General features: G+C 62.3%; 11 protein-coding genes. 7 read left to right on the plus strand and 4 right to left on the minus strand.

Annotated elements, in window-relative coordinates; translation table 11 throughout:
• Positions 1–12 precede the first annotated feature (12 nt).
• Entirely contained in the window at positions 13–657 is a 645-nt protein-coding gene (locus tag ACX4ZE_RS19130) for a response regulator (protein WP_480274828.1), read from the minus strand.
• A gap of 551 nt (positions 658–1,208) precedes the next feature.
• On the opposite strand from ACX4ZE_RS19130, the gene ACX4ZE_RS19135 reads away from it, so the two are divergent.
• Positions 1,209–1,709: a hypothetical protein gene (locus tag ACX4ZE_RS19135; protein ID WP_480274829.1), complete on the plus strand. Its 501-nt coding sequence runs from the start codon at positions 1,209–1,211 to the stop codon at positions 1,707–1,709.
• Positions 1,710–1,726: 17 nt separating this feature from the next.
• On the opposite strand, the gene ACX4ZE_RS19140 is transcribed toward ACX4ZE_RS19135, so the two are convergent.
• Positions 1,727–2,338, minus strand: coding sequence for an alpha/beta hydrolase family protein (locus ACX4ZE_RS19140; RefSeq protein ID WP_480274830.1), 612 nt, complete (start codon positions 2,336–2,338; stop codon positions 1,727–1,729).
• A gap of 342 nt (positions 2,339–2,680) precedes the next feature.
• Positions 2,681–2,953, minus strand: coding sequence for a hypothetical protein (locus ACX4ZE_RS19145; RefSeq protein ID WP_480274831.1), 273 nt, complete (start codon positions 2,951–2,953; stop codon positions 2,681–2,683).
• A gap of 488 nt (positions 2,954–3,441) precedes the next feature.
• Between ACX4ZE_RS19145 and ACX4ZE_RS19150 the strand changes: the two genes are divergently transcribed.
• Positions 3,442–4,047, plus strand: coding sequence for a TetR/AcrR family transcriptional regulator (locus ACX4ZE_RS19150; RefSeq protein WP_480274832.1), 606 nt, complete (start codon positions 3,442–3,444; stop codon positions 4,045–4,047).
• A complete protein-coding gene (locus ACX4ZE_RS19155) occupies positions 4,044–4,481 on the plus strand; it encodes a PaaI family thioesterase (RefSeq protein WP_480274833.1) in 438 nt (145 codons plus the stop codon). Before ACX4ZE_RS19150 ends, ACX4ZE_RS19155 begins: the two co-directional genes overlap by 4 nt.
• A gap of 371 nt (positions 4,482–4,852) precedes the next feature.
• Here the strand turns inward: ACX4ZE_RS19155 and ACX4ZE_RS19160 are convergent, their stop codons facing one another.
• A complete protein-coding gene (locus ACX4ZE_RS19160; RefSeq protein WP_480274834.1) occupies positions 4,853–5,512 on the minus strand; it encodes a hypothetical protein in 660 nt (219 codons plus the stop codon).
• An 18-nt stretch (positions 5,513–5,530) separates the two neighbouring features.
• On the opposite strand from ACX4ZE_RS19160, the gene ACX4ZE_RS19165 reads away from it, so the two are divergent.
• The 4 genes from ACX4ZE_RS19165 to ACX4ZE_RS19180 all read left to right on the plus strand — a co-directional run bounded on the left by ACX4ZE_RS19165 (position 5,531) and on the right by ACX4ZE_RS19180 (position 10,930).
• Entirely contained in the window at positions 5,531–5,797 is a 267-nt protein-coding gene (locus ACX4ZE_RS19165) for a hypothetical protein (protein ID WP_480274835.1), read from the plus strand.
• 316 nt (positions 5,798–6,113) lie between these two features.
• A complete protein-coding gene (locus ACX4ZE_RS19170) occupies positions 6,114–8,936 on the plus strand; it encodes an aminotransferase class I/II-fold pyridoxal phosphate-dependent enzyme (protein WP_480274836.1) in 2,823 nt (940 codons plus the stop codon).
• A gap of 226 nt (positions 8,937–9,162) precedes the next feature.
• Positions 9,163–9,744, plus strand: a complete 582-nt coding sequence (locus ACX4ZE_RS19175; protein WP_480274837.1) for a hypothetical protein — start codon at positions 9,163–9,165, stop codon at positions 9,742–9,744.
• A 301-nt stretch (positions 9,745–10,045) separates the two neighbouring features.
• On the plus strand, positions 10,046–10,930 hold the full coding sequence (locus tag ACX4ZE_RS19180; protein ID WP_480274838.1) for a PfkB family carbohydrate kinase: 885 nt from the start codon (positions 10,046–10,048) through the stop codon (positions 10,928–10,930).
• Positions 10,931–11,060: the final 130 nt, after the last annotated feature.

Below are 11,060 nucleotides of genomic sequence, written 5' to 3' on the forward strand. Positions count from 1 at the left end.
TACCGGCAGTCGCTAGGGGCCCAGCCAGGTCAGCCCGGCAAGCACTCGGCGATGGTCGTCGTCCGTCGGTGGCAGCTGCAGTTCGGCGAAGGTCGAGGAGATGTGTTTCTCCACCGCGCCTTCGGTAACCATCAGTTGTTTGCTGATGGCCCCGTTGGTGCGGCCCTCGGCCATCTGCGCGAGCACCTCTCGCTCCCTTGGGGTCAACTGGTCCAGCGGGTCGCGCCGTCGGGGTGCGAGCAGTCCCGCCACCACCTCGGGATCGAGCGCGGTACCGCCGTCGACCACTCGGTGCAGTGCGTCCGCGAACTCCTCCAATGCGCAGATGCGGTCCTTGAGCAGATAGCCCACACCGCCGCAGCCCGTATCGGACAAAAGATCGGCGGCATAGGATCTCTCGACGTACTGCGACAGCACCAGCACCGCCGTGCCAGGAACGTGACGACGCGCCGCCAAAGCCGCGCGCAATCCTTCATCGGTGAACGACGGAGGCATACGCACGTCGACGATCGCCACCTCGGGCCGGTGTTCTACCACCGCGCGCACTAGAGCCTCGCCATCCCCGACGGCGTCGACCACGGTGGCGCCTGTCTCGTTCAGCAGCCGAACCAAACCTTCTCGCAGGAGCAGGGAATCCTCGGCAAGCACCACGCGCATGGCGGCGATGCTGCTGGTCCACCGGGATCTCCGCGATCAACACTGTCGGCCCGCCTGCCGGGCTGTGCACATCGAGCCGCCCGTCAACTCCGACGAGCCGGTCGGTGAGGCCTGCCAACCCATGTCCCGTTCCAGGGTGGGCGCCGCCGACTCCGTCGTCGGTCATCTGGAGCCGCAGTGTACCGGCCTTTCGAGTCACCCGCACCGTGCACCGAGTAGCGCCCGAATGCTTTGCGACAACGGACAGCGGCATCGCCAACATGCCAAAGGCCAGTTCGCGCCAGCGCTGCGGATCGCTGAGCACGGTTCCGGCGGCGTACAGGACCGGCGAGCGGAGTGGAATGGTGGTTCGGTCGAGTTTCGCTGCCGCCATATCACTCCGCTCGATCGCGGACCGGATTGGCTGTAGTCGGAGAACAGCAGATCGTGCTGAGTGGAGGCCAAGCCCATGTTCTCGTAGGCCTGTTTCCTCTTGCCATTGCGTTGTGCAGTGATAGATTCTTGCTGTGCTCGGCTAGGTCTCGTACTCACTGCGAACTCAGGGAGATGCCGTGTTCGGAGCCGGAAATATCGTCGCAGCAAGGGTGGGTGGGGTAACTCTCGGCATCGTCGCTTGCCTATTCGGGGTGAGTATCGCGCACGCCGATGACGGAGTCGGTCCGATAAAGATCGGTGACACAGTATATTTCGCCATGGGCAGTTGGAACTGCTCGATCAGTGCGAACGGCACCGTGGGGTGCGATCTCGCGGCTCCGGCTCCGTCTATGAATGTGCTGTATGCCGGAATGCAGGTGCCGTTGCCGAATGTGCCTGCCATCATTATCGATTCCGCTATGTTTCCGGCACACCCGCAGTGGAACTCCAACGGTAGTCATACATTGTCGGGAGGGAATCCGCCGCTGCCGCGCATCGCACCCGCGCGTTACCACGATCCACAGTATTCGGTGACATATGCCGGAGCGAATTGTCAGATCACCTACCAGCATGTGGCTGTATGCACATCAATGGGGCATGGGTTCAGCCAATGGGGACCAGTGCCACACGGTTACTGATCCCCATCGATCATCGGTCACCGATACCAGACTCCCGAATCCCAATCCCCATAGTTCCACACATTGAAATCGTAGCGATTGTGCGCACCGCCGAACAGGTAGCCCCACCATCCAGCTGAAGTATCGCAGATCTGGTCGTCGTGGTTGCACACCGTCAATACTGGGAAGTTGCCGAACCAGTCGTCGACACCGGCCAGTGGATAACCGACGATCCAATTCCCAGGAACCGATGACAGACCACCCCAACCAGGCCCTGGAGCTCGCTTGGGATCTGAAAGGAGAATGGCATTGGCATTGCCGACGTTCTGATTGGCGGTGACCCAGGCGTGTAGGATGCCCGCGCCCTCACTGTGTCCGATCAACCTGATATGGTCGCCCGGACATCTGTTGCGATGCAGCCAGAACAGCCGGTCGATCTCTCGGAATCCCGACATCGGGTCGAGCGAATTGTAGCCTACAGGTTGATTCACGTAGGGGATGAATATCGACGAGGTGTTGTCGCCGAGTCCGCCGATGCCGATGGCCCAGTTGCCGGTGCAGCCAACGGCATGGGCTTTCGGTGCGTTCACCTGTGTGAGGGGAAGGAATGCCAACAGTAATGCGGCGAAGAGCGCCGTTGCTCTACGCATGATCTTACTTCTTCGTTTATCGTGCCTCCGGGGCCAGCCCGGCTTGTATCAGGGTGTACCCAGAAATCACTGGCGCCCTTGCCTTCCGGAGAAATAGTTATATCGTTCATCGATATTTTAGCCATAACGCAATGTTGGAGAACATGTTCCGCTCGAGGGATCGGTTCTTCGGTCATCGTGGCAAGCGTTGAGCCCCCGTTGTCCGAGTTGCGATGATCGAACGGCTTAGGAGTGTAAATTGTTGTCGTAGTAGATATTTGGGAAGAAATATTCACAAGGTAGTCGCTGTTCAGGCTTCTGGAAAACTGGATCTGTGCACAGGGTCTTCTCATGCGAAGCGTGTCAGGAACTTCCACGGCTGCCGCAGGGGTGGGTCGGTCCGGGCCTTTCGTAGGGCCGATGTACTGCTGACATGAGAAATTCAGCGAGCGTGATCGGCAGTGCGCTGTCTGGGCTACCTGCTGAGCCTGGGGAGGTGCCGTCGTCGTTGAAGAATCCGATGATCACATCGAGGTCGAGTAATTTGTATCGGCTGAGTGTTGAGGCGGCGACGCCGCTACGTTCGGCGACTTGTGCCCGGTTGAGGTAGTGCGTCGGGCGTAGGCCATTCGACACGGTTGAGCATCCTGAGGCTATAGGCCGAGAAGGCGGTCAGGATACAGGTGACCACCACGGAGATGATGATCTCCGATCCGGATCGGCCGGTGATTATCGCCAGCAGAGTCAGGATGATCAGGGCGGCTGTGGTCACGATATTGAGCAGCTTGGGGACAGTTTTGAGGATTGCGGTTCCTTCGTGGAGGAAAAATCTGTGCTACATGGACTTACGAGATATATCAGAGAAGCGGAACCCATCCTGTATGGACTCGTCGGGGTTTCGGTGTCGTGGGTTGTCAGCGGTTTCCATTGGATGTGCTAGCACATGGCGGAGGTTCGAGCGGCAATTTTGGGGACGCTGAGCGCCTCGACGAGACTGCTGAGTGTGTCGGGGTGCGCTGGTTGTTCGGCGCATCGGCCGGTGTGTCGCAGAGCGTTCAGAGAACTGACAACGAAAGCCGTTGCGATCCATTGTGTTCTCGTATCGACAGAACTATGTTCTGTATATGCAGATTCATGATCGGTTGCTGTTGGCGGCCGAGCGACAGTTCGCCGAGCATGGGGCGCTGGATGCGAAGCTGGCACAGATCCGCGACGCTGCTGGTGCCAGTGTCGGGGCGCTCTACCACCACTTTCCGGACAAGGCAGGCTTGTATCGACAGGTGTGGGCCAACGCGCTCGCTGACTACCAGCAGCACTTCTGGGCGGTGATCGGCGACAGCACCAGCGCGCACGAAGGCATCGTCGCCGGTGTGCGCGAACACCTGCGCTGGGTGGGCGACAACCCCCACCGGGCAATGGTGCTGAGTTCGGCGCGTCCACCAGGACTGCGCGAAAGCCAGAGCAATCGCCGCTTTATGACCGATGTCGCGCGCTGGTGGCGCACCCATGTCGGCTACGGGGCAGTGCGTGATCTTCCGCTCGACTTGGCCTACGCGCTATGGCTCGGACCGGCGCAGGAGTACACCCGCCAGTGGCTGGTCGGCGAGATACGGGGCACTCCAACCGAAGTCGCGCGGGAGCTCGCCGAAGCCGCCTGGCTCGTGCTCGCCGCCGATCCCATCCGGGTAACCGACACTCACGCTGAGTCCGAAAGAGAGGTGCGGAATTGACCGCCGCGACCCAAGACATCACAGAAGCCCGGCGAGTACTCGCCACGCAACCATTCGCCGACCTGGTCGGCACCGAGATCACCGCGTTCGGCGACGGTGCCACCACACTGGTCATTCCTATTCGCCCGGAACTCCGTCAGCAATTCGGCTTTGTGCACGGCGGTGTGCTCTCCTATGCGGCTGATGCCGCGCTCACCTTCGCCGCAGGAACGGTCCTCGGCCGGAATGTCCTCACCGGTGGTTTCACCATTACCTATCTGCGGCCGGCCGCAGGTATTCGATTGCGTGCGGAAGCGACTGTCACCGACTCGACACGACGACAAGCCGTCGTGCGCTGCGAGATCTACACCGAAACCCCGGACCGCGAATCGGTGTTGTGCGCGGTGGCGCAAGGAACCGCGCGGAGCATAGAACGGGACCTCGCGAGTGCGTGATATCGGAAGCGGCCGAATCGCGCGCCGATGAACTCGGTCGACAGCGACAAACCCGGCATGTTCCGCAGTAAGCGCGACAGCCTCGGTGGACTTCGCTGGACAGCGTTCCGGCTGGGTAGACAGGCTGCCGCCGTGGTAGCGGCGTGGCTGTGCCACACCGATACCACGGTGAACGACGACCTTCGGACCCACTCCTCATCGCGCGGACGTTCATGGTCAGCGCCTACTGGAGCGCCGGCTACTGACCGTGTGACCCCAGAAGCCCATCACCGCGGCGAATCCCGCTAGCAGTACCGCAACGGCGGAATCGGAAAATGTGGATGGGATGGCACGGCTCTCGGCGTTCTAAGCGTCCGGTCTGCGTCCAACGGTCAAGAATTCGTGGTCGTCGGTGTGCGTACTGCTATTTCGCCACCCAGTTCATAGTTCTCGGATAGTCGTAGCCGGTCTCCGCTCCAGAATCGGCCCGGGTCGTACCAGCCTGGACTACGGTGCTGAGGCAGCAGCCCCATCGCTTGGTATGTCGCGGCTACGATTTCGGCGCAGTAGGCGTTCTTCAGTTCTCGGGCGGCTTGCTGCCTCGGTGTACGGCGTAGCAGGCGGCCGGCTCGGCCGCGTAGCCAGCGCGCCGCCAGTCCGGCGGTGGAGGGGAACGGGGTGCCGTCGAGCCGAGCGATGGTGCGCAGCACGCTGTCCTCCATCTGCCGGGTGGCAGGAGGGTCCAACTGGCGCAACCACGCCTGTTGTCCGTAGCGGTGTGTCCACACCAGCACGGCATCGCGCAGGTTGTGCAACTGGACGCCGCGGTGTGTGGTTCCCGACCACATGTCGGGCAGGCTTCGACCGAGCTCCGCGTGCCAGATCAGGGCGGGCAGATCGTCGATCACGACGGACATCCCGACATGGTTCACCGGACTGTTCGTCGTCATACGGATAGCCCGGTCGGCTGGGGAACGACCACGAAAAAGCCAGATATCGCCTGTTCTGGTGACCTCGACCGCACGGTCGAGGCTGATGTCTGTCCCCATCATGGTCGTAGCCTATGCGGTATGAGGTGGTGGAAGGTATTGGGATTAGCGGGTGTGGCTGGTGTGATCGCCACCGGTGCCGTAGTGGCGCGCGCCGAGCGTCGCCGCCGTGCCTACACCCCGGACCAGGTTCGTGAACAACTTCACGTGCGATTCGCTCAGGCGACATCAGCCCCGAGTGTTGGTGAAGCCGCCGCTCCGGAATCCCGGGTCCGTAGGGGTATCGGTGGGCCTATCCGACGATTGCTCCGGCGCCGGGTACAGCTGGAGGCGCGTGCGAGTCGATGAGCTCGGATGGACGGGTGCGGCAGTGCTATCGATGACTGTGCTCCGATGGACGGTGCGTCGGCGTCACCCTACTGTTTACCTGGTGCGATGGGCTGCGGTCGATGCGTCCATCCGTGGTCCTGCTCCAGGAGAACCACCACCCACTGTGGGAGGCGCGGGCAACGTGTGACCGGCTGGATTTCTTCCGTCACAACTTCCTGACTAGGAATTTGCTCGACGACGAGACACAATATTCGCAGGGATGAATATTCCAGAGTGACCTGTCGTATTCGGCAGATCCACCGCGCCTGCACTGATTGGGGGCGGACCCGACGATATGCGGCGAGACGGCGAGCGCCCGAAACGGCTTTCTGTTTCCGCGCTGGCGGCGGTAGCAAACCCGTCGTACTCGCGAATCGATACGTGGAATCTGCTCGACGACGCGTGCCGTCAGCTCGCCGATGTCAACCGTGCCGGGCTGGACACCACTCACGAAGCCGCTCGGGTGCGGCGTCTGCTCGATCGTCTCGGCGCTTATGAGCGGTACTGGCTGTACCCGGGCGCGGCGAGGCTGGCGGCGTTCCGCGGATATATCGCCGATCTCGCCACAGTGCGGCTCACCGAGGAGGTGTCGCTGGCTGTGCGCCTGCTCTCCGAGTACGGCGACGGCACGGCGCTATTCGATACTTCCGCGCCGTTGGCCGATCAGGAACTCGTGGCACGGGCCAGACATCAGCAGTTCTACACTGTCCTGCTCGGTGACGATTCGCCGCCCGATGCTCCCGAGAGCCTGGCGGAGAGCCTGCGGGCGCTTCGCGACCCGTCGGACAATGTGCTGTTCGAGTTGCTTGTCGTGGCGAGCATCGAGGACGCCATCACCGCTGTCGCGTTGAACGGCGAGATCCAAGCGGCGATCATCCGGCACGATCTGCCGCTGCGTTCCCGCGACCGGGTGCCGTTGATGACCGCGTTGCTCGGTGCCAACAACGGCGTGGTCGTGGCTGACCGCACCCGCGACTGGGTCGAATGCGGTGAGTGGATCAGACAGCTGCGGCCGCATATCGACCGGTATCTGCTCACAGATGAGTCGATCGCCGCGGAAACCGAGGACGAGCTGGACGTCTACGATCGCACGTTCTATCGGCTCAACGATGTCACCGACCTGTACAGCACGGTGCTCAACGGTATCCGCAGCCGGTTCGCCACCCCGTTCTTCGATGCCCTGCGTACCTATGCGGCCGCGCCGGTCGGCCAATTCCACGCGCTGCCCGTCGCACGCGGCGCCAGCATCTTCAACTCCAAATCGCTACAGGACATGGGGGAGTTCTACGGTCGGAACATCTTCATGGCCGAAACGTCGTCCACCTCCGGCGGGCTGGACTCGCTGCTGGACCCACACGGCACGATCAAAGCGGCCATGGACAAAGCCGCCGAGACATGGTGTGCCGATCAGACGTATTTCGTCACCAATGGAACATCCACCGCGAACAAGATTGTCGTGCAGGCCCTGACCAGGCCGGGCGACATCGTGCTGATCGACCGCAACTGCCATAAGTCGCATCACTACGGACTGGTGCTCGCCGGAGCGTACCCGATGTACCTGGACGCTTACCCGCTCGAGCCGTTCGCCATCTACGGAGCCGTATCCCTGCGCACGATCAAGAAGGCGCTGTTGGACCTAGAGGCGGCCGGACAGCTGGACCGAGTGCGCATGCTGCTGCTCACCAACTGCACCTTCGACGGCATCGTCTACAACCCCCGGCGCGTGATGGAGGAGGTCTTGGCGATCAAGCCGGACATCTGCTTCCTGTGGGACGAGGCGTGGTATGCGTTCGCCACCGCGGTACCGTGGGCGCGGCAGCGGACCGCGATGGTTGCCGCCGAACAACTCGAAGCGACATTGTCGTCGCCGGGATATGCCGAGAAGTACCGGACGTGGCGTGCGTCGATGCGGGAAATCGACCGTGCCGAGTGGAGTAACCACAGGCTGCTTCCCGACCCGGATCGCGCGCGGGTACGCGTGTATGCGACACATTCCACCCACAAATCGCTGTCGGCGCTGCGACAGGCGTCGATGATCCATGTCCGCGACCAGGATTTCAAAGCTCTCGTCCGTGAGGCATTCGGTGAGGCGTTTCTGACCCACACCTCGACCTCGCCGAATCAACAACTCCTGGCGTCCCTGGACCTGGCCCGTCGGCAGGTCGATATCGAGGGTTTCCAGCTGGTCCGGCACGTCTACGATATGGCGCTGGTTTTCCGGCACCGTGTCCGAAAAGATCGGCTGATCGGCAAATGGTTCCGCATCCTCGACGAGGACGATCTGGTGCCCGGCGAGTTCCGGTCCGCTGCGGTCCGCTCGTACCGGCAGGTCAGGCAGGGGGGCCTGGCAGAGTGGAATGAGGCGTGGCGGTCTGATCAGTTCGTGCTCGACCCGACCCGAGTCACCCTGTTCATCGGCAGAACCGGCATGAACGGATACGAGTTCCGCGAGCAGATCCTGATGGACCGGTTCGGCATCCAGATCAACAAGACCTCGATCAACAGTGTGCTGTTGATTTTCACGATCGGTGTCACCTGGTCGAGCGTGCACTACCTGCTCGACGTATTACGCCGGGTAGCAACCGATTTCGAGCGCAGCCAGAGCGCGGCAGGTAAGGCGGATCGCGCTCTGCGACAGCGGCGGGTCGACGAGATCACTAAAGACCTGCCCGCGCTGCCCGACTTCAGCGAGTTCGACTCTACGTTCCGTCCCGACGGCGCCAGCGCGTTCGGCGATATGCGCTCGGCCTTCTACGCCGGGTACGAGGAGTCCGACCGCGAACACGTTCTGCTCGGCGACGCCGGACGCCGGATCGCCAAGGGCAAGACACTGGTGTCCACGACCTTTGTCGTGCCTTATCCGCCTGGTTTCCCTGTGCTGGTTCCTGGGCAGGTGGTCTCGACGGAGATCCTGTACTTCCTGGCCGAGCTCGACGTCAAGGAGATCCACGGATACAACCCCGACCTCGGGTTGTCGGTTTTCACCGAGGCCGCGCTCACACGGCTGGCCGCAGTTAGGCGCGCGGATGCCGCGATGACCGGCGGTGGGCTGGAGGCAGCTCAGGTCCGGGCCACCGAGATCGCGGATCGGCTCGCGCGCCGAAGTCCTACAGGCTAGGCATCTTTCGGGTCATCGCTGCCGCAACCTTGTTGTTCTCCGTGCTTATCGAAGGCTTCCGTTTGTCATGGTCTGCTCGGACTTCTGCGAGGTTGGTCGGCTCAGCCGCGGGCTCGCGATTCTATCGTCTACGAATGGCGCTGCTCGGACACAGCGGTTCAGACGTTGAATGCCAGGCTCCGGAAGCAGCAGCATGCGTTGACGGCGAACTGAACGGTGTTACCTTATGGTCGGAGGAGGGCTCGGTGTGTTGCCGGGTGCGGGTATGAATTATGAAGAGCGTTACGGCTTCGACTGGAGGACGACGCTTAGTCTGTTGTTCAGCCCAGTGCTATTTCTCTGCCCGATGCTCGTACCGCCGGGAATTCCCCGCGTTGTTGCGATCTTCGCCGTGCTGCTTCTGGGTCTCGGTAGTCTCGCCACGCTGGTGAACTCCCTGTCGCGCAAGGTGGCATTGCGCGTTGATCAGTCCGGTGTCCTACTCGGCGGGCCTGCCCTTGGTTATCGATCGCCCACGTTGTATCTCCCTTGGACCGACATCGAAGCTGTGGTGTTATGGCGGCAGTCGCCGGGATCACTTCCCTGGATCGGTATCTCGCGTCGCCCGGGCGCCTCGCCACTGCCCAGCATGTCCGCTAGCGGCGTCCCCCGGAATTTGATGTCTGTGGCCGCAATAGTTGCCAATGCACCCGATAAGTGCCTCCTGGAGTGCAGCAAGCCGATCGGTGGTTGGAAGCTCGACACCGCTCGGTTGTCAGTAGTCTTGCGGGCTGTCGCTCCGCAGGTGCAGTTGATCGACTACCGCTGAGAACCCTCGACTCAGGAAATAACGTCACCCTTGGCTAACTGTGATGAGTCCAGCCCTGCATCACATCGACAAGGTTCCACTACAAGACGAACTGCGTAACTGTCGATTCCAGCAACCATAGCGTTGCCGCAGACGAAAGACATCCACGCTTCAGGAACACCGATTGTCACGGACGCATGTGAACAGTAACTGCGTGATGTCGATCCGCAGTGATGTTTTGTGGAGCACGGCTGCACGATTTGCTGGAATACTTTGTCGTACCCTGATACCTGCCGATCGACCGACCCCGAAGGAGACGCCGGTGGCCGCTGCTCTGTTCGTGGGGCTGTCCACTCTCGACATCGCCTACGCTGTCGATTGTTATCCAGTCGAAGATTCCAAAACCCAAGCCCTGGAACAGTTTCTCGGCGCCGGCGGGCCTGCCGCCAACGCCGCGGTCGCCTGTGCGATCGTATCGGGTCTGTCTGCGACATTGGTCACCGCGCTCGGCCGTCACCAGCTCGCCCATCTCGTGCATCACGACTTGACCAGCCACCATGTCACCGTTGTCGACGCGACACCCGACCGGACCGACACACCTCCGATTTCGTCGATCGTGGTCGCGCTAGAGGCAGGTTCACGCACGATCGTCGGTCTCGACGCAGCGCGGATCCAGGCGATATGTACTGCCGAGCTCGCCAGGCACGTCGATCAGGCCGCTGTTGTGCTCGTCGACGGGCACCATCCCGAGGTGGCGGTGGGTATCGCCCGCCGCGCCACCGAGCTCGGGGTGCCGGTCGTCCTCGACGCAGGCCGATGGAAGCCGATTCACGAGCAGCTCCTGCCGTTGATCGATATCGCGATCTGTTCGGCGGCGTTCGCTCCGCCCGGTTTCGCGGGCGATGCCCCGGCGCTCCTGGACTACCTTCGAGCGGCCGGGCCGCAGCAGGTGGCCGTGACGCGAGGGCCGGATCCGATCCTGTTCGCCGAGGAAGGTCGGCACGGCACTATCGACATCACGCCGGTGACCCACGCGGCCGACACTCTCGGCGCAGGTGACATTCTGCACGGCGCCTTCTGCGCTTACTACGGCGCAGGCCGTGACTTCGTCGACGCGCTCACCCGCGCAGCCGCGGTGTCGACGTTGTCGTGCCGCACATTCGGTACCCGTAACTGGGCATCTGAGCTCACCGAACTCCACAGATGAGATAGTTCCCGGCGGCTTCGCGCAGCACCATGTCTGCGCGGCCGCGAGTGCTCGCGATCAGGCGGGCATTGGGCAGGTCGTTGTCGGTGATCGTGGTGCGCGTCTGCTCGGCGGATTTGCCGCCGCGGCG

The sequence above is a fragment of the Nocardia sp. TBRC8007 genome (assembly GCF_056629435.1).

Excerpts from the sequence above, each read along its gene's own strand:
- ACX4ZE_RS19170 (WP_480274836.1), top strand. The coding sequence starts at position 6,114 with ATGCGGCGAGACGGCGAGCGCCCGAAACGGCTTTCTGTTTCCGCGCTG.
- ACX4ZE_RS19160 (WP_480274834.1), bottom strand. The coding sequence starts at position 5,512 with ATGATGGGGACAGACATCAGCCTCGACCGTGCGGTCGAGGTCACCAGA.
- ACX4ZE_RS19175 (WP_480274837.1), top strand. The coding sequence starts at position 9,163 with ATGGTCGGAGGAGGGCTCGGTGTGTTGCCGGGTGCGGGTATGAATTAT.
- ACX4ZE_RS19130 (WP_480274828.1), bottom strand. The coding sequence starts at position 657 with ATGCGCGTGGTGCTTGCCGAGGATTCCCTGCTCCTGCGAGAAGGTTTG.
- ACX4ZE_RS19150 (WP_480274832.1), top strand. The coding sequence starts at position 3,442 with ATGCAGATTCATGATCGGTTGCTGTTGGCGGCCGAGCGACAGTTCGCC.
- ACX4ZE_RS19140 (WP_480274830.1), bottom strand. The coding sequence starts at position 2,338 with ATGCGTAGAGCAACGGCGCTCTTCGCCGCATTACTGTTGGCATTCCTT.
- ACX4ZE_RS19165 (WP_480274835.1), top strand. The coding sequence starts at position 5,531 with ATGAGGTGGTGGAAGGTATTGGGATTAGCGGGTGTGGCTGGTGTGATC.